Genomic DNA, 23512 nt, shown 5'->3' with positions numbered 1-23512 from the left:
TTGGGGGCGCCTTTTTTGTGGTGGGAAAAAAATCCCACCTCGGCCATTTGCCCAAGGCGGCTAGCACGCCAGTTGTATATGCCCTCGACGACCCGGGAGATATAAAGATTCCACAGACGCGGAAGGGTCATCCGGCCCACCACGCGTGACGGGGGATCGCATGAAAGCCGAAGGCACGGCGAGATCGTCGAGGAACGGCAGGGGCAAGCGGGCAAGCGGACGCGAAGCGCAACGCGCCTCGTTCGGCCGCGCCATGGCTGCCTCGACCGTTCGGCCTATGCCTTCGCGCTCTCCCAACGAGTACGAGGTCGCATGATGAACCAGACACTTTCCGCCGCCGGGCACGACGCCGGCACCGTCCACGGTCGCTTCGCCGCCGTGGCGAAAGCGTGCCCGGAACGGACCGCCGTGGCATCGGATGCCTCAAGCCTGACCTACGGCGAGCTGGATGCACGCAGCGACCGCGTGGCGGCCGGGTTGTTGGCGGCGGGTGTGGAACCCGGCAGTTACGTGGCCTTGCTGATGGAACGTTCGGTCGAGGCGATCGTCGCCCTCTTCGGCGTACTGAAGGCCGGCGCGGCCTATTTGCCCATCGACACACGCTGGCCTGCCGAGCGCGTGGCCTTCGCGCTGCGCGACGCGGACGTCGCGGCCATCGTGGCGGACGAAACGCTGGACTTCGTTTCCGATGACGTTCCGCTGTTCACGGTCGCCGCCCTGGAAACCCAGACCGGCGGTTGGACTGGCAAGCGCTCGTCGCCGCTGAAGCGGCTCCCACATGCGGGCTCGGGCGACGACCTCGCTTATGCCATGTACACCTCCGGGTCCACGGGGACGCCCAAGGGCGTCGAGATCCGGCACACGTCGATCCTGCGTCTCGTCCTGCGCTCCGATTACATCGACTTCGATGCACCGAAAGTGCTGCATGCGGCACCGCTGGGCTTCGACGCCTCCACCTTCGAGATCTTCGCTCCGCTGCTCAATGGCGGCACATGCGTGGTCTACAACGAGCGCGTGCCCACGGGCTGCGGCATCGCACGCACCGTCGCCATGCATGGAGCGGAGATCGCCTGGCTCACCGCCGCGCTGTTCAACGCCATCGTCGACGACGATGCCACCAACCTGGCGGGCCTGCGCGTGGTGCTGACGGGTGGTGAGGCGCTGTCCGTGCCCCACGTGCGCAAGGCTTACGCCGCGCTGCCTTCCACCGCACTGATCAACGGCTACGGTCCGACCGAGTGCACCACCTTCGCGACCACCTACCCGATACCGCGCGAACTGCCCGACGGCCTCCGGGCCATCCCCATCGGCAAGCCCATCGGCGAAACCTCGCTGCATGTGCTCGACGGTGAAGGCAACGAGGTCGCCGCCGGTGACACCGGCGAACTCTTCATCGGTGGCAGCGGCGTGGCCCGTGGCTATCTCAACCGGCCCGAACTCACCGCGGAGCGTTTCGTCGCCGGTGGCACGCTGTACCGTACCGGCGATCTCGTGCACTGGCTGCCCGACGGCAATCTCGCCTTCGTCGGGCGTGCCGACGGGCAGGTGAAGATCCGCGGCTATCGCATCGAGACCGGCGAGATCGACATCGCGTTGCGCGCGCTTCCAGGCGTCACCGCCGCCACCGTCGTCGCACGCGAGGATGTTCCCGGCGAAAAGCGCCTGGTCGCCTATTACGTCGGCCACGACGACAGCGTGAGCGCGCGCGACCTGCGGGACGCGCTGGCCCGCACGCTTCCCGAGTACATGCTGCCCGTCGCCTGGATGCGCCTCGATGCGCTGCCGGTCAACGACAACGGCAAGCTCGATCGTCGCGCCCTCCCTGTCCCCGGCAGCGATCGCCCCGAACTGGCCGCACCCTTCGTCGCGCCGCGTGGCGATATCGAAACCCGGCTCTGCGCCATCTTCGCCCAGACCCTCGGCCTGGACGCGGTCGGCCGTGACGACAACTTTTTCGACCTCGGCGGCAGCTCCCTTCTTGCGACGCGTGCCATGACTCGCGTGCATGAAGAACTGTCGCCGACCCCAACCCTGGTCGGCTTCTTCGCCGAACCGACCCCGGCCGCCGTGGCGGCCACGATCGAGGGGCGCGCCACCCGGCAAGCGTTGGCAGGACGCCTCGCGGGTGGCGCGCAGGCGGTGGGGGAAGCGGTGGCGATCATCGCCATGGCGGGACGTTTCCCCGGTGCACCGGACGTCGAGACATTCTGGGACAACCTCTGTGCCGGCCGCGAATCGATCCGCTTCTTCGCGCCGGGCGAACTCGATCCCGCCGTGAGCGCAGCCGATCGCGACGATCCGGCCTATGTCGCCGCGCGTGGCGTGGTCGACGACGTGGAACAGTTCGACGCGGGCTTCTTCGGCATGTCTCCACGCGAGGCCGAACTGACCGATCCCCAGCAGCGCCTGTTCCTGGAGCTGTGCTGGGAATGCCTCGAGCGCGGCGGCTATGTGCCCGATGCGCAGCAAGTACCCGTGGGCGTGTTCGGTGGCATGCACAACGCGACTTATTACCAGCGGCATGTCAGTGGCCGGCCCGACCTGATCGACAAGCTCGGCGCGTTCCAGGTGATGCTCGGCAACGAGAAGGATTACCTCGCCACGCGCGTGGCGCACAAGCTCAACCTCACGGGTCCGGCGATCAGCCTGAACACCGCCTGCTCCACCTCGCTGGTCGCCATCGCCCAGGCCTTCGACGCCTTGCGCGCGGGACGTTGTGGCATGGCGCTCGCGGGAGGTTCGTCGATCGCCTGTCCCCCGAACAGTGGCTACGTCGCGCAGGAAGGATCGATGCTCTCGCCCGACGGGCATACGCGCACGTTCGATGCGGACGCACAAGGCACGGTGTTCAGTGACGGTGCCGCCGTCGTCCTGCTGAAGCGCCTGTCCGATGCCTTGCGCGACGGAGACCCTATCTACGCCGTGATCCGCGGTGCGGCCGTGAACAACGACGGCGGGGTAAAGGCGAGCTTCACCGCACCGAATGCCTCCGGCCAGGCCGCCGTGATCACGATGGCCCTCGACGATGCGGGCGTGTCACCACGCGACATCTCCTATGTCGAAGCGCATGGCACGGCCACGCCGCTGGGCGACCCGATCGAGCTCGAAGGACTGACACAGGCGTTCCGCCAGGGCACCACGGACAAGGGCTTCTGCGCGCTGGGATCCCTGAAGAGCAACGTCGGTCACCTGGTGATGGCGGCCGGGGCGGCGAGTGTCATCAAGACCTCGCTCGCCCTGCACGAACGCCGCTTACCGCCGTCCCTGCATTACAAGGCCGCCAATCCTCGCCTCAACCTGGCCGACTCCCCGTTCGTGGTGAATGACACGCTGCGCCCATGGCAAACCGCTGGCGGGCCCTTGCGCGCAGGCGTGAGTTCGTTCGGCGTCGGTGGCACGAACGCCCACCTGATCCTCGAGGAAGCACCGGAGCGCGCGCCGTCCGACGCGGCCAGCGGCGCGCAATTGCTACTGCTGTCGGCACGCACGCCGACGGCGCTCGGTCACGCCGCCGCTCGTCTCGCCGACCATCTCGCGGCACATCCCGACGGTAATCTCGCCGATGCGGCGTGGACCCTGGCATGCGGCCGCAAGGCCTTCGTCCAGCGCACCCATGTCGTCGCCCTCTCCACCAACGACGCGATGGCGAAGCTGCGCGACGTCGCGGCCGCGGCGATGTGCCGTGCCTGCGCGAGTCCCTCGCCGGGCATGGTCTTCCTCTTCCCTGGCCAGGGCTCGCAATATGCTGGCATGGGCCGCGAACTGCATGCCACGGAGCCGGTGTTCCGCGCCGCGCTCGACGAAGTGGCAGGCGCGCTGCGCGAGGAGCTCGGCTTCGATCTGCGCGACCGGATGTTCGCCGGCGACGCCGACGCGCTCAAGGCGACGGCACTGACCCAGCCTGCGACCTTCGCATTGGAATACGCGCTGGCCCGCCTGTGGATGAGCCTCGGCGTGGAACCCGTCGCGATGATCGGCCACAGCGTCGGCGAGTTCGCCGCCGCCGCGCTGGCCGGTATCATGCCGCTGGCCGACGCGGCCCGACTCGTCGCGCGCCGTGGCCGCATGATGCAGGCGTTGCCCGGGGGTTCCATGCTTTCGGTTCGCCTGGGAGCCGCCGAGCTCCGTGGCCGGCTCCCGGACACTCTATCGCTCGCCGCCGAGAACGCGCCGAACGCGAGCGTCGTCTCTGGCGATACCGATGCCGTCGAATCCTTCCGCGCCACGCTCGAAGCCGAAGGCGTCGCGTGCCGCCTGCTGCATACCTCGCATGCCTTCCACTCGGCGATGATGGACCCCGTGCTCGACGCGTTCCGCGCCGAAGTCGCCGCCGTGCCGCTGGCCGCGCCACGCATGCGCATCGTCTCGACACTGACCGGCCTGCCCCTGACCGATGCCGAAGCCACCTCGCCCGATTACTGGGCGCGGCATATGCGCCACACGGTGCGCTTCTCGCCGGCGCTGCTGCACGTGTTGGACGAAGGCACCCACGCCTTCCTGGAAGTCGGCCCGCGCCCCAGCCTCGCATTGCTCGCCCGGCAGCACGCGCAAAGCCGCGGCCGCACCATCGTCGCCTCGCTCGGCGATGGCCCCACCGACGAACGGACCGCGTGGCTGGGTGCCGCCGGAGCGTTGTGGTCGGCTGGCGCCGCCATCGATACCGGAGCCTTCGACCACCGCGAAAGCCGGCGCCGCGTGCGGCTGCCCACCTACCCCTTCGAACGCAAGCGGCACTGGATCGACGCGCGCCTTCCCGCGTCCGTCACACCCATCGCCGCGGCGGCGCCTGTCGCGCCGTCTGTCACCGCCACTGCCGCCGTACCGGAGCTTCTCCCCATGCCGATGCCTTCCGCACCCGCCACCACCGCTCGTCCGCAACGTCTCGTCGGCGAACTCGCCGCCTTGTTCGAGGACGTCTCCGGCACCGAACTCGAGGGCGTGGACCCGGCGGCGACCTTCGTCGAACTGGGGCTCGATTCGTTGTCGCTGACCCAGGTGGCACTGCAACTACAGAAGACCTATGCACTGAAGATCACCTTCCGCGAACTGATGGACGGATGTTCCTCGTTCGAACGGCTCGCGGCGCATATCGATCGCCTGTTGCCGGCTGAAGCCCAGCCGGTGGCGCCCGTGGCCGCGGCTGTCGCCGTGCCGGCCGCGGCGGTGGCGCCGGTGGCAATCGCCTCCGGCGGCGGGTTGGTCCAGGACGTGATCGCGCAGCAAATGCAGATCATGCGGGAACAGCTGGCGTTGCTGGCGGGAGCCACCGCTCCCGCGGGAGCTGCTTTGTTGGGGACCGCTCAGGTGGGAGCCGGCCCTGCCGGCGATGGAACCGCCGTATCGCCGACAGGGTCGGCTCCCACCAGAGCGGCATCCACCCCGCAAGGGGATGCCGCCAGGCAGGGGGCTTCTTCTGAGCAATCCGGGGCTGCGAACGACGAGGAAGCGGCGCTCGCCCACACTACCTACGATGTAAAGAAGGCCTTCGGCGCGATCGCCCGGATCCATTCCACGAACACCAGTCTCTCCGCGAGGCAGCGCGCCCGCCTCGACGCGTTCATGCGCCGCTACATCGAGCGCAGCAAGGCTTCCAAGGCCTATACGGAAGAGCACCGCCCGCACCTCGCCGATCCGCGTGTGGTGAACGGCTTCCGCCCGTTGCTGAAGGAAATCGTCTACCAGATCGTGATCGAACGTTCCAAGGGTTCGAAGGTCTGGGATCTCGACGGCAACATGTACGTCGACGCGCTGAACGGCTTCGGCATGAACCTGTTCGGCTGGCAGCCCGACTTCGTGCTCGATACGGTGCGCAAGCAGCTGGACGCGGGCTACGAGATCGGCCCGCAACATCCCCTCGCCGGCGTGGTCGCGAAGCAGGTATGCGAGCTCACCGGCTTCGACCGCGCGGCACTGTGCAACACCGGTTCGGAAGCGGTGATGGGGTGCGTGCGCGTGGCGCGGACCGTCACCGGCCGCGACACCCTGGTGATCTTCACCGGTTCCTATCACGGCATCTTCGACGAGGTGATCGTCCGCGGCACCAGGAAACTCAAGTCCGTTCCCGCCGCGCCGGGCATCCTGCGCAATACGGCTGAGAACGTCCTGGTCCTGGACTACGGCACGCCCGAGTCGCTGGCGATCATCCGCGAACGCGCCTCGTCCATCGCCGCCGTGCTCGTCGAGCCTGTGCAGAGCCGCCGGCCCGATTTCCAGCCGGTGGAATTCCTCCAGGAGCTGCGCGCGATCACCGAGGAAGCCGGCTCCTTGCTCATCTTCGATGAAGTGGTCACCGGTTTCCGCTCGCATCCGCGCGGCGCGCAGGCGATGCTCGGCATCGATGCCGACATGGCCTCGTACGGCAAGGTGGTCGGCGGTGGCTTCCCCATCGGCGTCATCGCCGGCAAGCGCCGCTTCATGGATGCGCTCGACGGCGGCCACTGGCAGTTCGGCGACGATTCCACTCCCACCGTCGGCGTCACCTATTTCGCCGGCACCTTCGTCCGCCATCCGCTGGCCCTGGCCGCGGCGCATGCCGTGCTCACGCACCTGAAACAGGAAGGTCCAGACTTGCAGGCCTCGCTCAACGCGAAGGTCACGGCCATGGCCGATGAACTGAACGCCTTCTGCGCAAGCGTTGGCGCCCCGGTCCACGTCGTCCACTTCTCGTCGGTGTGGAAGACCGTCTTCACCGAGGACCATCCGCTGCAGGACCTGCTCTTCGCGATGATGCGCAGCCGCGGCATCCATATCCTCGACAACTTCCCCTGCTTCTTCACCACGGCGCACGACGAGACGGATTTTGCCGCGATCGCCAGCGCCTTCCGCGAATCGATCCTTGAAATGCAGGAAGCGGAATTCCTGCCGCGCCGCCGCGAGACGGCCTCCTTCGATGCCGAGCATCCGCCCATACCCGGCGCGCGGCTTGGCAAGGATCCTGAAGGGCGTCCCGCGTGGTTCGTTCCCAACCCGGATGCGCCGGGCAAGTACCTGAGGGTGACCGCATGACGCACAATGAGCTGGCCGCCGCCACGGCGGTCGACTACGATCCGTTCGCAGGCGCGCCGCTCACGCGGCTCGTCCCGACGACGGCACCGCAGCGCGAGGTGTGGCTGGCATCCCGGCTGGAGCCGGAAGCCTCGCTGGCTTATAACGAAGCGGTTTCGCTCGACCTCAAGGGCTTGCTCGACGTGCCGGCTCTCGAATGGGCGCTGCAGGCGATCGTCGATCGCCACGAAGCCTTGCGCGCGACCTTCAGCGGCGATGGCGAAGGCCTCTTCGTCGCCGGCCATACCACGCTGCCGATCGCTTTCCACGATCTTTCCCTGCTGGCTCCGTTCGAGAGCGATGCACGGATCATGGCCGCGTTCTCGCGCATCGTCACGACGCCGTTCGATCTCGAGAACGGTCCCCTGGTCCGCGCGGAATTGTTCCGCCTGGGCACCGACCGACATATCCTGACCATCGCCGCGCATCATATCGTTTGCGACGGCTGGTCGTTCGGCGTGATCGTGAGCGATCTCGCCGCTCTTTACGCGCAGCGGACAGGCCAGGGCCCCGGCCCGGCACCCGCGGGCGCGTTCTCGAACTTCGCGTTGGCCGAGGCTGCGCACGCCGGCAGCGAGACGGCCCGGGAGGACGAACAGTACTGGCTCGACCGGTTCGCCGGCCCGGTCCCCGTACTGGACCTCCCAACGGACCGTTCCCGCCCCCGCCGGCGGACGTTCACCTCACGGCGCGAAGACCGCATGCTGGACCCGACGGAAGTCGCCGCGATCAAGCGCCTGGGCGCCGCCCACGGCGCCAGTTTCTATGCGACCCTGCTCGCCGCGTTCGCTGTCCTGCTCCGCCGGCTGGCGGGGCAGGACGACGTGGTGATCGGCATTCCCACGGCTGGCCAGGCGGCCGAAGGCCAGCAGACGCTGGTCGGCCACTGCGTGAACGTATTGCCCCTGCGTGCACGCATCGACGACGAAGCGAGCTTCGCCACGGTGCTGGGCACCGTGCGCAACGACCTGCTCGACGCCTTCGACCACCAGCGCTACACGCTTGGCAGCCTGCTCGCCCGGCTCTCGCTGGCACGCGATCCATCGCGCCTGCCACTGGTGGCGGTGCTGTTCAACCTCGACGCGCAACTGGACGAGACCACGGTACGTTTCCCGGGCCTTCGCTTCAATGTGGAAGCGGTGCCGCGTGAATTCGAGAATTTCGAGATGTTCATCAATGCGGTGCAGGTGGACGGCGGATTACGCCTCGAATGCCAGTACAACGCCGACCTTTTCGAGGGTGCCACGGTGCAAGGCTGGCTCGACGCGTACGCGACGCTGCTACGCCATGCCGCGCTTGACCCGACGGAAGCCGCCGTCGCGCTGCCGATCGTCTCCGACGCCGTGTACCGCGAATTGGCCGCGCTGCAGCCTGCGCCCACTCCGTTCCCGGAACTCCGCCTCGCCCACGAGTTCTTCGAACAACAGGTGGACCGCGCGCCGGAGCGCGCCGCCGTCCGTCATGCCGACCGCTCGCTCAGCTATGCCGCACTGGAATCGCGAGCCAACCGCATCGGCAACGCGTTGCGCGCGCGCGGCATCGGCCATGGCGCCCTGGTCGGCCTGTCGCTGGCGCGCGGCCTCGACATGGTCGCGGCCGTGCTTGGCGTACTGAAATCCGGTGCCGGCTATGTCCCGCTGGACCCGACCTTCCCCGCCGACCGGCTCGCCTTCATGGCCGAGGATGCGTCGCTCGCCGCGCTGGTGGTGGACGACGATACGCCGCTGGCGTTCGAGTTCGATGCCGCGCGCGTGATCGCGCTGAACAGCGGGGAGATCGTCGATGCATCCTTCGAACGGCCCGAGCGCAACCGCCGCGCCGCCACGCCCGACTCCGTCGCCTATGTGATATTCACCTCCGGCTCCACTGGCCGGCCCAAGGGCGTGCGCGTACCGCACCGCGCGGCAGCGAATTTCCTCACCAGCATGCAGCGGGTGCCGGGCATCGCCCCTGACGACCGGTTGGTCGCGGTGACCACGCTGTCGTTCGACATCGCCTTCATGGAACTGATGTTGCCGCTGACCAGCGGCGCGGAGATCGTCGTCGCCGGCCGCGACGACGTACGCGATGGTGGACAGCTGCGCAGGCTGATCGAAGAATGCGACGCCACCATGATGCAGGCCACGCCGGCCGGCTGGCGCCTGCTCGTGGACGCGGGCTGGCAGGGTCGGCCCGCCTTTCGCGCGGTCTCCGGCGGCGAACCGCTGCCCGTCGACCTGGCGGAAGCCCTGCTCGACCGTTGTGGCGAAGTGTGGAACGGCTATGGCCCCACCGAGACCACGGTGTATTCGACCTATTGGCGTGTATCCGACCCGCGCGGCGGCATCTACATCGGCCGTCCGATCGCCAATACCACCGTGCACATCCTCGATGAAGGCGGCAACCACTGCCCGCTGGGCGTGCCTGGCGAAATCCACATCGGCGGCGCCGGCGTCACGCTTGGTTATCTCGACCGCCCCGAACTCACGGCCGAAAAGTTCGTCGCCGACCCCTGGTCGGAAGCGCCCGATTCGCGCATGTACAAGACCGGCGATCGTGGCCGCTGGCTCAGCAACGGTTTGCTCGAGCACATGGGCCGTCTCGACTTCCAGGTGAAGGTACGCGGCTACCGCATCGAGCCGGGCGAAATCGAAAGCGTGCTTGCCGATGCGCCGGAGGTCGCCCGCGCGGTGGTGATGGCGCGCGAGGACCGCCCCGGGGACGTGCGCCTGGTCGCTTATGTCGTAGCCCGCGACGGCGCCGCCGCGCTCGACGAGGACGACCTGCGCGCACGCCTGCGCGCACGCCTGCCCGACTACATGGTTCCGCAACATATCCTGGTGCTGGACGCCATTCCGCTGCTGCCCAACGGCAAGACCGACCGCAAGTCCCTGCCGCCGCCGATCGCCCATTCCATCTCCACGTCCGGCGAGCGCATCGCGCCACGCAACGAGGACGAACGACGCGTCGCCGCGGCGATGGAAAGCGTGCTCTGCCTGCCCGACCTCGACATCCGCGACGATTTCTTCGCTCTGGGCGGTCATTCGTTGCTGGCCGCGCAGCTCACCGCCCGCCTCAATCGCGAGTTCGGCGTCACCTTGTCGTTCCGCACGCTGTTCGACGCCCCCACGATCGAACGGCTCGCCTCCGCCATCGGCACGCAAGTGGCCAGCGGGAGCGCGCCCGCCACCGCGCCCGTCGGCCATCGCCCCGCCACGGAACAAGACCACGCTCCGCTTTCGTTGATGCAACGCCGGTTGTGGGCATTGGAACGGATGCATCCCGGCCGCGTCACCTACAACGCGCCGTCGGCGCACCGCCTGCGTGGTCAGCTCGACGAGCATGCGTTCGACATGGCGTTCCAGGCCCTGATCCAGCGGCAGCCGATCATGCGCACCGCCTTCCGCGACCTCGGCAACGACATCGCGCAGGTCGTGGCGCCGCAGCTGGAATATCCCCTCTTCCCCGCGGAGGACCTGAGCCACCTGCCGCCGGAAGAACGCGAGACCCGCTTGATGCAGCGCCTGCAGGAACTGACCGACACGCCATTCGATCTCGGCGCCGCGCCGCTGTTCAGCGCGCGCATGTTCCGCCTGGCCGACGACGAGCACGCGCTCTTCTTCATGCCGCACCACATCATCTGGGACGGCTGGTCGTTCGACATCCTCTACAACGAACTCTCCGCGCTGTATCGCGCCTTCGCCGCGGGGCAGCCCTCGCCTTTGGCACCGCTGCCCGTGACCTATGGCGATTTCTCCGAATGGCATGCGGAGTGGCTCGAATCGCCCGCGTTCCAGGTCCAGCTTGGATACTGGCGTGAGCGCCTCGCGCAGATGGGCGACATACGCGCGCTGCCCACCGACCATCCACGGCGTCCGGGCATGTCCGGCCTCGGCCGGACCGAGTGGATCCGCGTGTCGCGCGAGGACACCGACGCCATGCACGAGGTGGCCCGCCAGGCGGACGCCACGCTCAACATGACCTTGCTCGCCCTGTATTTCGCGATGCTTTCCAGTTCGGCCGGCCAGCACGACCTCGTCGTCGGCACGCCCGTGCGCGGACGCAACCAGACCGAGCTGGAATCGGTCATGGGTTACTTCAACAACCTGTTACCGCTTCATGTGAGCGTGGATCCGGCACTGTCGTTCCTCGAGTTCGTCCGTCACGTGAAACGCACCGCCATCGAGGCCTTCGGTCATCCCGACGTTCCGCTGGAATACCTGCAACGCGAACTGAAGGTCGGCCATGGCGCGGGCGCCACGCTCTACCAGGCGCTGTTCTCGTTCCAGGATGCCCGCCAGCGCGTGGTGGACTGGGGTGGCCTCGCCCATGAACAGATCCTGCTATTCCAGAGCGGTGCCACGGAAGACCTCGGGCTCTGGTTCCTGGAAGGCCACGCGGGCATGGTCGGCGGCGTAACCTATAACGCCGACCTGCTGCAGGCGGATACGGCGCGGCTGATGCGCGAGCGTTACCTCGGGATGATGCGCAAGGTCGCCATCGATCCCGCGATCGCCGTGGGTACGCTCACGGCGGCCACGGCGGCCGAACGTGAACGCATGCGCGACTGGAATGCTTCCGGTGCCGACGCCCGCCTGCCCGCGGACCTCTACGCCCTGGTTGCCCGGGGCGCCGCGATCTCCCCCGATGCCGTCGCCATCGCGCAAGGGAGCCGTGAAACAACCTATGCGTCGCTGCTGCGTCGTGTCGACCGCATGGCGTCACTCTTGCGCGAACGCGGCGCGAAGAACGGAAGTGTCGTCGGCCTCTGCGTCGATCCCGGCACCGAGCGTCTCGCCGCCCTCCTGGCCATCGCCAGGACCGGAAGCACCGCCCTGTTGCTCGACCGCGCCGACCCTGCGGCGAGGCTGCGCGACATCCTCGCCGATGCACGGATGACCGTACTGGTCGGCGACGCCACGCTCGAAACGACATTGGACTGGCCGCGCGCGTGCGCCCTCTGGCTCGACGCGGACCACGCGGAACTCGATGCCGCCATCGTCGGCGACGGCGATTTCATCGCGCGCCCCGATGCCGATGGCGCGGCCATCGCCTTTCACACCCTGGGCCCCGATGGCAAGGCGCGAGGCGCGGCGCTTTCGCACCGGGCCGTCGCCGCAGCCGTGGAAGGTCTTGCCGACGCACTCGCCTTCGACGCCGAGCAGCGTGTTTCCGGCGATGCCCTGCCTGTCGATCCGATGTCCGTCATCGCACCCCTGCTCGCCCTGGCCCATGGCGCCACCTGGCGGATCGCCGACGCCCACGCTCTCGCGCATGGCGACCTCGGCAACCTCGATACCTTCATCGCCAATCCCGAGACCTGGCACACGCTCGTCGACACGCGGTGGCCGGGCGACCGCCATCTGCGCGCGGTCGTCGTCGGCGGTACGCCCACGCCGGACATGGCGGCTCGCATCGCCGCTTCCACGGCGGAGCTGTGGACACTGTTCGGTGACGCGGCATCGGCTCCCGTCGCGACATGCGGCCGTGTCGAACACATCGCCGACGCCTTGCATGAAGGCCGCCCGGCCACCCATGCGGAGATCTGGATCATCGACGAAGACGGCGAGCCCTGCCCGATCGGCGCGACCGGTGAACTCGGTGTCGCCGGCCGCACCCTCGCCATGCCGTTCGGCCAGCGAGCCAACGCGGAACGGCAGCCGGGAGACGGCTGCCTGCTGCGCACCGGCTACCGCGGACGCTGGCTGGCCGATGGCCAGTTGCAGGTGATCGGGCGCGACGACCGGCGCATCCGCAGCCGCGGCCTGGACGTGGAGCCTGCGGCGATCGAAGCCCTGCTGGTCGCCCAGCCAGGCATCGTGCGCGCCATGGCGGTGTCGCGGACGGACCATGCCGGCCTCTTCCGCGTCGATGCCTATGCGGTCGGCGCTCCGGGCAATCCGCCGGACGCCGAAAACCTGCGCGCCGCGCTGGCCACGTCGCTACCGGCCTGGTCCATGCCCGCGCACCTCGTCGTGCTCGATGCCTTGCCGCTGCTGGCAACGGGCGAAGTGGACATCGCGGCCTTGCCGCTTCCCGCGGAACCTTACGTGGGCGCGTCGGCCGAAAGCACGGAACCGCGCAGCGAAAGCGAGCGGCTGCTGGCGTCGGTATGGACCGAACTGCTTGGCATGTCGCGCATACGCACCAGCGACAACTTCTTCGACGTGGGCGGTCATTCCCTGCTCGCGGTGGACATGGCCGTCCGCATCCAGAAGCTCACGGGTGTGCAACTCAACCTGCTCGACATCGCCAATGGCACGCTCGGCACGCTGGCCGCGGAGCTGGCGGTAGCGATCCCGGCCGCCACGGCGCCCGCCACGAAACGTGGCCTGCTAAGTCGCCTTCTTGGGCGCGGTTGACCTGGCGCCCGGGGGGAACGCCGACATGACTCATATCGCCTGGTTCATCTGCTGGAGTTCGGCGGCACTGCTCGCGCACGTCTTCATCGGCTATCCGCTGCTGGTGTGGATGCAGGCCCGCCTGCGTCCATTGCCGGTGGCGCGACGCGCGATCCTTCCCACGGTCAGCATCGTCATGGCCGTGCACGACGGCGAGCGTTTCATCCGCGCGAAGCTGGCCAGCCTGCGGCAGCTGGACTACCCCGCCGAGCTGATCGACATCGTCATCGCCTGCGACGGCTGCCACGACACGACGGTGACGACGGCACGGCGCTCGACCGATCCCCGGGTGACCGTGCTGGACTTTCCCAACCGGCGCGGCAAGGCGGCCTGCCTCAACGACGCCGTGGCATTGACACGCGGCGAGGTGCTGCTCTTCACCGACGTCCGCCAGAAGCTCTCCCCGGTGGCCTTGAAAGAACTCGTCGCCAACCTCGGCGACCCCACCGTGGGCGCGGTGGGTGGCGAACTGCACATGGAAAACGTGCGCAGCGGCTTCGCCCAGGGCGTTGACTTCTACTGGCGCTACGAGAAGGGCATCCGCCATGCGGAAAGCCTCTCCGGCTCGACGATCGGCGTCAGTGGCGCCTTGTACGCGATACGCCGGTCGCTGTTCCAGCCACTGCCCGCAGGCACCGTGCTGGACGACGTGCTCGTACCCATGCGCGTGGCGGCGCAGGGCAAGCGCGTGGTCTTCGAGCCCAAGGCGATGGCGTGGGACCAACCGTCGCAACTGCCCGAGGAAGAGCGGCGGCGCAAGATCCGCACACTCGCCGGGAACTACCAGTTGATCCAGCTCGCACCATGGTTGCTCGCGCCGTGGCGCAATCCCCTCTGGTTCCGCTTCGTCAGCCATAAGCTCCTGCGCCTGTTCGCGCCGTGGCTGATCCTGGCCCTCACGGTCAGCACCGGCCTGTTGTTCACCCGTCATCCCATGTACGCCCTGGCCTTCGGCGGACTGATCGGAGGATTGCTGCTGGTCGCGCTCGCACGCCTGCAACCACCACTGGGACGCCTGCTGCCCCTGCGGATAGCGGTCGCCTTCTTCTACCTCAACCTCTTCGCGGCGCAGGCGCTACTGGCCTTCGCACGCAATCGAAGGCTGCACCTATGGTGACCCCCATGCCCCCGCGCGGAGCTCCCGGTATTCGTGGCCGGCTCGGCGAGTTGTGCTATTCCAGCGGCCTGCTGCATTCGCTGCAACGTGTGCGCGCGTGGTGGCAACGCGACTTGCGCATCCTCGCCTACCACCGCGTGATGCCGCTGCCGGACCCGGACACGTTCGGCTTCGACCTCGAACTCATCAGCACGCCGCCCGCCGAGTTCCGCGAGCAGATGATGCGTATCAGGAAATACTTCCGGCCGATGCGGCTGACCGACATCGTGGCTGCCCTCGACGCGGGCGAGGCCTTGCCGCCGGACACCGTGGCGGTGACCTTCGATGACGGCTATGACGACAACTACCGGATCGCCGCCCCGATCCTGGACGAGGTCGGCGTGCCGGCGACGTTCTTCGTCTCCACCGGACACATCGACACGGGCCGTCCGTATGCGTACGACTGGCTGGTGCACATGATCCTGCTCACGACGGCGGCGCGGCTCGTCCTTCCGGAACTGTCGATCGACGTGGTGCTGCCACCTGACCGGTCGGCGCGTCGCCGCATCGCCGGCAACGTGCTCCTGCGCATGAAATGGCTCGACGCGTTCGCGCAGAGCGCGATGATCGAGAGGCTCGAAGTGGAGTGGGACATGCCTTCGGCGACCGCCCGCCCCGTCGACTGCCGCCCCATGACCTGGGACCAGGCACGCGAAATGGAGGCGGCCGGGTTCGAATTCGGTTCGCACGGCGTGCACCACCGCATGCTCGCACGTCTTCCGCGCGAAGAGATGGAACGCGAGATCCGCGCATCCAAGGCCACGCTGGACCGCGAACTGCGCAATCCCGCCGTGCTGATGTCCTATCCGGTGGGTGGCGACCGCGCCTATAACGACGACGTGATCTCGGCTACCCGCCATGCCGGATTCCAGCTCGCCTGCAGCTACGTCTGTGGAACCAACGCGGAACCCAGCGAGAACCGTTACTCGCTCTACCGTCTGCCGGTGGAAAGCAACATGGGCCCCGGCTGGTTCGCCGCGATGCTCGCCTTGCCGCAACTGATGAGCTATCCCACCCCCGCCCACCAGGCGGCCGGACCGAGGGAACAACCATGTTCCCCCTGATCCTCCTCTACGTCGTACTTACCATCATCCGTCCCCAGGACTACATAGCCGGCCTGGAGACCGTGCCCATCCTCCCGGTGGTGTTGCTGATGGCCTTCGCCATGTGGCTGGCATCGCGGTCGAAGACCTTCGAAGCACCGCAGTTCGTGATCCTGCCCGCCTTCCTGCTGATCCTGATGATCTCGCAGATGAGCAACGGCTGGGCCGGCGGCGCGCTCGACGAACTGGCCCGCTTCGGTCCGGTGGTGATCGCCTTCTTCGTCTTCGGTGCCGCGTGCGGCACGCAGAAGCGGGTGCGCATCGCCATGGGCGTGTTCGTGGCTTGTGCAACGGTGCTCGCACTGCACGGCGTCGAGCAGGCGAGCACCGGCGTGGGCTGGACAGGCACGCCGTTGAGCGAAGGCGGGCGCATCCAGTACGTGGGCATCTTCAACGATCCGAACGATCTCGGCCTCCTGTTCGCGGCGACCCTGCCCATGGCGGTGTTCCTTGGCAGACGCGGCGCCGGCGCGATGCGCCCGGTCTGGCTCGGGGCGGCCCTGCTCCTGCTCTATGGCACTTATCTCACCAACTCGCGCGGCGCCATGCTGGCGGTGCTGGTCGTCGCCGGTTGCTATGTCTGGTACCGCAAGGGAGCCCTTGTCGCGGGCGCGATCGGCGTCGTCGGACTTGCCGCGATGAAGCTACTCTCCTCGCGGATGGAAGAACTGGATGCCGGCGAGGAGTCGGCCGCGGGTCGCGTGGACGCCTGGTACTCCGGCCTGGAGATGTTCCGCGAGCATCCCGCGTTCGGCGTCGGCCCGGGCAATTTCACCGAGTACAACGACCTGACCGCGCACAACTCGTTCGTGCTCGTGCTGGCGGAGACCGGCTTCATCGGCTTCGTGCTCTGGCTCGCCTTCGTCGGCTACGGCTTCTGGATGATGCTGACGATCGTCCGCCACCATGGCCCCACCGGTGCCGATCCCACAGTCGAGGCCGAATGGGCCGCGGAGCGGCAGATGGCTCTGACCCTTCTGCTTTCCCTGTGTGGCCTGTTCGCGGCGGCGTTCTTCCTCAGCCGCAGCTACATGGTGGTGCTTTACCTGATCGCCGCCATGGTCGCCGGCTACTACGTGGGTGCGCGCCGTCGCTGGCCGACCCTGCCGATGTTCCGGCTCTCCAACGGAGGATGGCGTTGGCTGCCCGCGGGGGCATGCAGCGTCTTCGCCTTGTTCGTCCTCGTCGCCGTGCTCCTGCGAACCGTATGAATCTCTACGAGACCGCCTTTCGCCGCATCGTCTGGCCCGCATACGAAGGCGGCCTGCGTCGTCGCGACACGCCCACGTACATGCGCCGCTACGAGCGGGACCAGTGGCTGGCCCCCGAGGAAGTGCAGGCCCTGCAGTTCCAGCGGCTGAAACGCCTGCTCGACTGGTGCTATCGCGAGGTGCCGTACTACAGGCGTCGCTGGGACGCGCTGGGCATCGTGCCGCGGGACATCCGTGACATGGACGACTATGCAAGGCTCCCCGTATTGACCAAGGCGGATATCCGCGACAACGCCGACGAAATCAAGGCCACGCCGCTGAAGGCATCGCTGGGCTACAAGGCCACCGGCGGCTCCACGGGCGAACCGCTGCGTTTCGGGTTCACCCGCGAAAGCAACGACCGCCGCGTGGCCGTGATGTGGCGCGGCTACGGCTGGGCCGGTTCGCGGATGGGCCGCCGGACGCTGTTCCTCTGGGGTGGCGCCGTCGGCAATCCCAGCGCGATGCACCGCTTGAAGGACCGCGTCTACAACGCCGTGTTCGCACGCAAGCTGCTCGACAGTTTCCACATGAACGAGTCGAACATGGCCGGTTACGCCGACGCCATCGACGCCTACCGTCCGGAGGTCGTCGTCGGCTATGTCGGGCCGCTTGTCCGCCTGGCCGAATGGCTGCTGGCGAACAATCGCCAGGTGGCGCGCCCGGTCTCCGTCATCGGCGCCGCCGAAGCCCTGCATCCGTTCCAACGCGACCTCATCGAGAGGGCCTTCGGCGCACCCGCCTACAACACCTACGGCTGTCGGGAATTCATGCTGATCGCTTCCGAATGCGAGCATCGCCAGGGCCTGCACGTGAACGCGGACCACCTCGTGGTCGAGACACTCGACCACGAAGGCATGCCGGCCGTCGGCGGAAGCGGCGAGGTCGCCATCACCGACCTGTTCAATTACGGCATGCCATTCATCCGCTATGTCAACGGCGACATGGCCACGTACGCCACCTCCACATGCGCCTGTGGCCGGGGCCTGCCCATGCTTGCCTCGGTCGACGGCCGCAAGCTCGACGCCATACGGACTCCCGCCGGCCACATCCTTCCGGGCGAATTCTTCCCGCACATGCTCAAGGACGTCCCGGGGCTCGCACGCTTCCAGCTCGTCCAGCGACGGCTCGACCGGCTCGACCTATCGATCGTGCGAGGCCGTGGATTCGACGATGCCTCGCTCGACTACATTCGCCGCGAAGTGGGCAAGGTGCTGGGTGACAGCGCCGAACTGCACTGCCACTTCGTCGACGACATCCCGCTGACCCGCAGTGGAAAGCTGCGTGTCACCGTTTCGGAGCTGGCCTCGTGAACATCACCCACTTCGTCGAGAACCTCAATCGCGGCGGCCTCGAACGCATGGTCCTGGACCTGGTCAAGGAACAGCATCGGCAAGGCCACAAGGTGCAGGTGGTGTGCCTGTTCGAGCGCGGTTCGCTGGCGGGTGAGCTGGACTCACTGGGCATTCCCGTCGCCGCCTGCCATAAGCGCACCGGTTTCGACCTGCGCGCCCTTGGCCGCGCGCGTCAACTGCTGGCCGCGCACCACACCGAGGTGCTGCACACGCATAACGCCGTGGCGCATTACCAGGCGGTGCTCGCCAGCGCGGGCATGGGTATCCGCCAGGTGGTGAACACCCGCCACGGCATGGGCGCGCAAAGGAAGCCTGGTCGCCGCGAATGGCTTTTCCGCCGCGCGCTCAAGGCCACCGATGCCGTCGTCGCCGTCTGCGAAGCCGCGCGCGTGGATGCGGTAAGGCGCGGCATCGCGCCGGCGGCGAAGACCTGCGTGGTGCCGAATGGCATCGTGCTCGACGGCTTCGACATCGCCTCCGACATCATGCACGAACGTCTCACCCGATTGATCCGGGTACCGCGTGGCACCCGCATCATCGGAAGCGTGGGTCGGCTGAACTGGGCCAAGGACCAGATGAGCCTGATCCGCGCCTTCCGCATCGTCCGCCATACCCGGCCGGATACCGCGCTGGTCCTGGTCGGCGACGGGGAGTTGCGCGAGACCTTGCGCGCCGCCGCCTTCGACGAAGGCGTGGCCGGTTGCGTGCACTTCCTGGGAGATCGCAACGACGTGCGCGACCTGCTCCAGGGTTTCGACCTGTTCGCGCTCTCCTCGGTGACCGAAGGCTATTCCATGGCCCTCCTGGAAGCCTGCGCCGCCGGCCTGCCCATCGTCGCGACCGACGTGGGCGGCAATGCGGAGATCGTGCACGATGGGACCACCGGGCACCTGGTACCGCCGTGCGATCCGTCGGCGCTGGCCGCGGCCATCCTCGACCTGTTGCATGCGACGCAGCGTGCCTCCACGCTGGGCCTCGCGGCGCGTGCCTGGGTGGAGGCGCACGGATCGATGGAAGCCATGGCCGCGCGCTATGGCCGGCTCTACTTCGGCGACATGGAGCATGCGTCATGAAGATCCTGGTGCTCACCAATCTCTTTCCCACGCCATGGGATCCCCGCCGTGGCACGTTCAACCGGCAGCAATTCCAGCGCCTGGCGGAGCGCCACGAGGTGGACGTGCTCACGGCCGTCGATTTCCGCGAGCGCATGGGCGGAGTGAAGGGCACGGTGGACGTCCCCGGCATCCGGCGTGACCACTTCACGTTCTACCACCCGCCCGGCATCGGCCGTTTCCTCAACGCGCTCTGCTTCTTCGCTTGCGTGATGTGGCAGCGCGGCCGCGACCTGCGCCGTGCCCGCTACGACGTGATCCTGGCAAGCTGGGCATATCCGGACGCGGCAGGTGGAGCCTGGGTGGCGCGCCTGCTCGGCATCCCCTACGTCGTCAAGGTGCACGGCAGCGACCTCAACATGCAGGCCGCCGCGCGCCTGCGCCGGCCGCAGATCAGATCCGCCCTGCGTGGCGCGGGCGCCGTGATCACGGTGAGCAAGGCACTCGCGCGCAAGGCCATCGAACTCGGTGCGCGCCCCGAGGGCGTGGAGACGATTTACAACGGCGTCGACACGCGCATCTTCCACCGCGGCGACAGGGCCGCCGCACGGCTGCGCCTCGGCCTGCCGCCCGAGGTACCGATCGTGCTCTACGTGGGCAATCTCAAGGCGACCAAGGGCTGTCACGACCTGATCGAGGCGTTTCCCATCCTCGCGAAACGGCACCACGACGCGCGCCTGGTCTACGTGGGCGAAGGCGCGAGCCGTGCCAACCTCGAGGACCGCGCGGCTTCCCTGTGCTGCGCACCGGCCGTGCATTTCGAAGGTGCGGTGGATCACGCCGCGCTGGCGGACTGGTTCCAGGCCGCGAACGTGCTTTGCCTGCCCAGCCACAACGAAGGCGTGCCGAACGTGATCCTCGAGGCGATGGCATGCGGCACGCCGATCGTCGCGACCGCGGTCGGCGGCATTCCCGAAGTGGTGCCCCACCACGCGGGCATCCTCGTGCCGCCACACCAGCCCCATGAACTCGGAACGGCGCTGGTGGAGGTGTTCGAGCGTCATTTCGATCCCGCCGCCATCGCGGCGCACGCCGCGACTTTCCGCTGGGACGAGAATATCGACCGGCTCGAGCGCGTGCTCGGCCGTGTCGCCGCCGAAGCCCCCGCCCACCTTGGCGCCAACGCATGAACTGGAAACTCAAGAAGCACGACCTGCTCGGATTGCTGCCGGAGAACCTCGTGCTGACCCGCACGCGCGACTCGGCGCTGCGCTACCTCAGCTTCGACGACGGTCCGGAGCCCGGCTACACGCCGCGGCTTCTCGATACCCTGGCCAAGCATGGAGTGAAGGCCAGCTTCTTCCTGGTAGGCGAAAAGATCGAACGGCATCCGGACATCGTCCAGCGGATCGTGGATGAAGGACACATGGTCGGCAACCACTCGTACAGCCATTGGTCCTTCCGTAACATGACCCTGGCCAGGCAGCTCGACGAGGTGCATCGCACCGATGCGCTGCTGCGCCTGTTCGACGACCGTCCGCACCACCGCATGCGCCCGCCACATGGCTATGTGGGCGCGCCGCTGCTCGCGCACTTCGTCCGGCACAAGCGCAGCTTCGTCTACTGGTCATACGACAGCCTCGACTACCAGGACAGGCCGACGGAAGCGCTGATCGCGCGTCTGCGCGGCGATCCGCCAGCCGCCGGCGATATCGTGCTCATGCACGACGACAGCGACAAGGCGGCCCTGGCACTGGACGTGCTCCTGCCGGAGTGGCTCGGCGAGGGCATGCGCTTCGCCGCCCTGCCGGGAACCGCGTCGTGAGGATCCTCTATCATCACCGCACGCGTGGCCGCCATGTCGAAGGCGTGCATATCCGCGGCATCGTGGGCGCACTCCGCGAACTGGACCACCACGTGGACGTGATGTCGTTTCCGGGCGCCGATCCTGAAAGGGAAACCGATACCGCGGCCTCGTCCGGCCGCGGGAGGATCGCCGGCCTGGTGACACGGCTTCCCGGGATCGTCTTCGAGGCCTTCGAACTGCTCTACAACGCGGTCACCCTCCTGCGCATGGGCCGGGCATGGCGCCACGCCGCGCCGGAACTCATCTACGAACGCTATTCGCTGTTCCTCTTCGCCACCGTCTGGCTGGCGCGCCAGCGCGGTATTCCGCTGGTGCTCGAGATCAACGATTCCGCCCTGGTCGATCGCGTGCGCCCGCTGACGATGAAAGCCCTGGCACGCCGGATCGAAGGCTGGTGCCTGCGCAACGCCACCGGTCTCGTCTTCATCTCCAGCTACTTTCGCGATATCGCCGGGCAGGCGTATGGCGATATCGCTCCCTCCGTCGTGTCCCCCAATGCCGTGGACCTGCCCCGCTTCGATCCCGCCCGTTTCGATCGCGACCGCCTGCGCGCCGAGCGCGGGCTCACCGGCCGCACCGTCTGCGGCCACATCGGGGCATTCGCCCACTGGCACGGCATGGACAGCTTCGTCGAGGCCATCGCCAATCGCCTCGACGGCGTACCCGATCTCGCCCTGGTCTTCGTCGGCGACGGCAAGACCTTGCCGGCGGTGCGCGAACTGATCGCGGCGCGAGGGCTTTCCGATCGCGTGCTCCTGCCGGGCCGTGTCCCGCACGAGGAGGTGGCCAGCTGGATCGCCTGCATGGACTACGCCGTGCTGCCGAATTCCAATCATTATGGCTCCCCCATGAAGTTGTTCGAGTTCATGGGCATGGGCGTGGCGGTGGTCGCGCCGGACTACGCGCCGGTGGCGGAAGTGATCGTCGACGGCCATACCGGCTGGTTGTTCCCGCGCGGCGATGCGACGGCTTGCGTCGAACGCGTGCTCGAACTGGCCCAGCGTGCCGACGAGCGCAAACGTGTCGGCCATGCCGCACGAGCCTATATCGCCAGCGAGCGGCAGTGGCGCAACAATGCCGAGCAGTTGCTCACCCTGGTCCCGACCGGAGCATCCGCGTGATCGCCATCGTTCTTCTCGCCTTCATCCTGCTCGTCGCCATCGCGGTGACCGCGGCGATCCGCGCGCGCAACATGCAGTACTGGCTGTGGGGATACCTGACCCGGCGCGCGCCGCCGAAGGTCGAGGGCCCCGTGCACGTACTGTTCTGCTTCGTCGACCATTTCGAGCCGAACTGGGGCCGCGTCGACATGGATACCCAGCGCCGCCGTGTCGACCGCTGGTGCGACGAGTACCGGGCCATGGCATCGCGCCACCGTGACGCCGACGGGCGCGTACCCCAGCACAGCTTCTTCTATCCCGAAGAGGAATACGTCGAGGAGCACCTGGACAAGATCGCCGCGCTCTGCGCCGACGGCTACGGTGAAATCGAGATCCACCTGCATCACGACAACGACACGCCGGAAAACTTCGTCGCCACGATGGACCGCTTCAACCGGCTTCTGCACGAGAAGCACGGTGCGCTGCCACGCGATCCGGTCACCGGACAGCTTCGCTTCGCTTTCATCCACGGCAACTGGTGCCTGGACAACTCGCGCGCCGACGGCCGCTGGTGCGGCATCGACAACGAACTCATCCTGCTGCGCGAGCTGGGTTGCTATGCCGACTTCACCCTGCCCTCCGCGCCCAGCGACACGCAGACACGCATGTCGAACGCGATCTACTACGCGACAGACGACCCGCATAAGTGCAAGTCACACGATACCGGCGTTCCCATGCGGGTGGGCGGCAAGCCGTCAGGCGACCTCCTGATCATCCAGGGTGTGCTCGGCCTCAACTGGAAGAACCGTCGCTTCGGCATCGTTCCACGCATCGAGAATTCGGATATCCGTCGCGGCTGCCCGCCCACGCCGTCCCGCGTGGACCAGTGGGTTCGGACCGGCATCCATGTCGAGGGACGGCCGGAATGGGTATTCATCAAGGTTCACACGCACGGCACGCAGGAAGGCGACATGGACACGTTGCTGGGCAAGCCGGTCGACGACATGCACGCCTACCTCGAATCCGCCTACAACGACGGCAAGCGACACGTGCTGCACTACGTAACGGCGCGCGAGATGTACAACATCGCGAAGGCCGCCGAAGCCGGCATGGCCGGCGACCCCGGCGCGTATCGCGATTTCGAGCTGGCCAGACCGCACGGCACCGAGGTGGAATTGTCTAACACTGCCGCGGTCCTTTAGGAT

The 23512-nt window shown here is 67.6% G+C and carries 11 protein-coding genes; all 11 read left to right on the top strand.

Features of this window, described 5'->3' with window-relative positions; all coding sequences use genetic code 11:
• Positions 1-312: 312 nt before the first annotated feature.
• The 11 genes from J2T07_RS00840 to J2T07_RS00790 are packed head-to-tail and all read left to right on the top strand — an operon-like array spanning position 313 to position 23509.
• Positions 313-7005 (top strand): polyketide synthase, encoded by a 6693-nt coding sequence (locus tag J2T07_RS00840; protein ID WP_306846597.1) that lies wholly within the window; start codon positions 313-315, stop codon positions 7003-7005.
• Complete coding sequence (locus J2T07_RS00835; protein ID WP_306846596.1) at positions 7002-13385, top strand: non-ribosomal peptide synthetase; 6384 nt, start codon at positions 7002-7004, stop codon at positions 13383-13385. Before J2T07_RS00840 ends, J2T07_RS00835 begins: the two co-directional genes overlap by 4 nt.
• Before the next feature lie 25 nt (positions 13386-13410).
• Positions 13411-14541 (top strand): glycosyltransferase family 2 protein, encoded by a 1131-nt coding sequence (locus J2T07_RS00830; protein ID WP_306846595.1) that lies wholly within the window; start codon positions 13411-13413, stop codon positions 14539-14541.
• A 5-nt stretch (positions 14542-14546) separates the two neighbouring features.
• Complete coding sequence (locus J2T07_RS00825) at positions 14547-15644, top strand: polysaccharide deacetylase family protein (RefSeq protein ID WP_306846594.1); 1098 nt, start codon at positions 14547-14549, stop codon at positions 15642-15644.
• Positions 15632-16894: an O-antigen ligase family protein gene (locus tag J2T07_RS00820; RefSeq protein ID WP_306846593.1), complete on the top strand. Its 1263-nt coding sequence runs from the start codon at positions 15632-15634 to the stop codon at positions 16892-16894. The genes J2T07_RS00825 and J2T07_RS00820 overlap by 13 nt, the downstream gene beginning before the upstream one ends.
• Entirely contained in the window at positions 16891-18246 is a 1356-nt protein-coding gene (locus J2T07_RS00815; protein ID WP_306846591.1) for a phenylacetate--CoA ligase family protein, read from the top strand. The genes J2T07_RS00820 and J2T07_RS00815 overlap by 4 nt, the downstream gene beginning before the upstream one ends.
• Positions 18243-19361 carry a glycosyltransferase gene (locus tag J2T07_RS00810; RefSeq protein ID WP_306846589.1) on the top strand — a complete coding sequence of 373 codons (1119 nt, stop codon included), beginning with the start codon at positions 18243-18245 and terminating at the stop codon, positions 19359-19361. Before J2T07_RS00815 ends, J2T07_RS00810 begins: the two co-directional genes overlap by 4 nt.
• The gene (locus J2T07_RS00805) at positions 19358-20530 is read left to right on the top strand and encodes a glycosyltransferase family 4 protein (RefSeq protein ID WP_306846587.1); all 1173 of its coding nucleotides are present in this window, start codon (positions 19358-19360) and stop codon (positions 20528-20530) included. The genes J2T07_RS00810 and J2T07_RS00805 overlap by 4 nt, the downstream gene beginning before the upstream one ends.
• Positions 20527-21165: a polysaccharide deacetylase family protein gene (locus J2T07_RS00800; protein WP_306846585.1), complete on the top strand. Its 639-nt coding sequence runs from the start codon at positions 20527-20529 to the stop codon at positions 21163-21165. The genes J2T07_RS00805 and J2T07_RS00800 overlap by 4 nt, the downstream gene beginning before the upstream one ends.
• Positions 21162-22328 (top strand): glycosyltransferase family 4 protein, encoded by a 1167-nt coding sequence (locus J2T07_RS00795; protein ID WP_306846583.1) that lies wholly within the window; start codon positions 21162-21164, stop codon positions 22326-22328. The genes J2T07_RS00800 and J2T07_RS00795 overlap by 4 nt, the downstream gene beginning before the upstream one ends.
• Positions 22325-23509, top strand: coding sequence for a hypothetical protein (locus tag J2T07_RS00790; RefSeq protein ID WP_306846582.1), 1185 nt, complete (start codon positions 22325-22327; stop codon positions 23507-23509). Before J2T07_RS00795 ends, J2T07_RS00790 begins: the two co-directional genes overlap by 4 nt.
• Positions 23510-23512: the final 3 nt, after the last annotated feature.

The organism is Luteibacter jiangsuensis (genome assembly GCF_030812295.1).
Lineage (GTDB): Bacteria > Pseudomonadota > Gammaproteobacteria > Xanthomonadales > Rhodanobacteraceae > Luteibacter > Luteibacter jiangsuensis_A.
Note: the sequence above shows the minus strand (reverse complement) of the source record. Positions and strands in the feature narration are given on the sequence as shown.

Bases quoted from the DNA above. Each gene is read 5' to 3' on its own strand.
- J2T07_RS00840 (WP_306846597.1), top strand. From the start codon at position 313: ATGATGAACCAGACACTTTCCGCCGCCGGGCACGACGCCGGCACCGTC.
- J2T07_RS00835 (WP_306846596.1), top strand. From the start codon at position 7,002: ATGACGCACAATGAGCTGGCCGCCGCCACGGCGGTCGACTACGATCCG.
- J2T07_RS00830 (WP_306846595.1), top strand. From the start codon at position 13,411: ATGACTCATATCGCCTGGTTCATCTGCTGGAGTTCGGCGGCACTGCTC.
- J2T07_RS00825 (WP_306846594.1), top strand. From the start codon at position 14,547: ATGCCCCCGCGCGGAGCTCCCGGTATTCGTGGCCGGCTCGGCGAGTTG.
- J2T07_RS00820 (WP_306846593.1), top strand. From the start codon at position 15,632: ATGTTCCCCCTGATCCTCCTCTACGTCGTACTTACCATCATCCGTCCC.
- J2T07_RS00815 (WP_306846591.1), top strand. From the start codon at position 16,891: ATGAATCTCTACGAGACCGCCTTTCGCCGCATCGTCTGGCCCGCATAC.
- J2T07_RS00805 (WP_306846587.1), top strand. From the start codon at position 19,358: ATGAAGATCCTGGTGCTCACCAATCTCTTTCCCACGCCATGGGATCCC.
- J2T07_RS00800 (WP_306846585.1), top strand. From the start codon at position 20,527: ATGAACTGGAAACTCAAGAAGCACGACCTGCTCGGATTGCTGCCGGAG.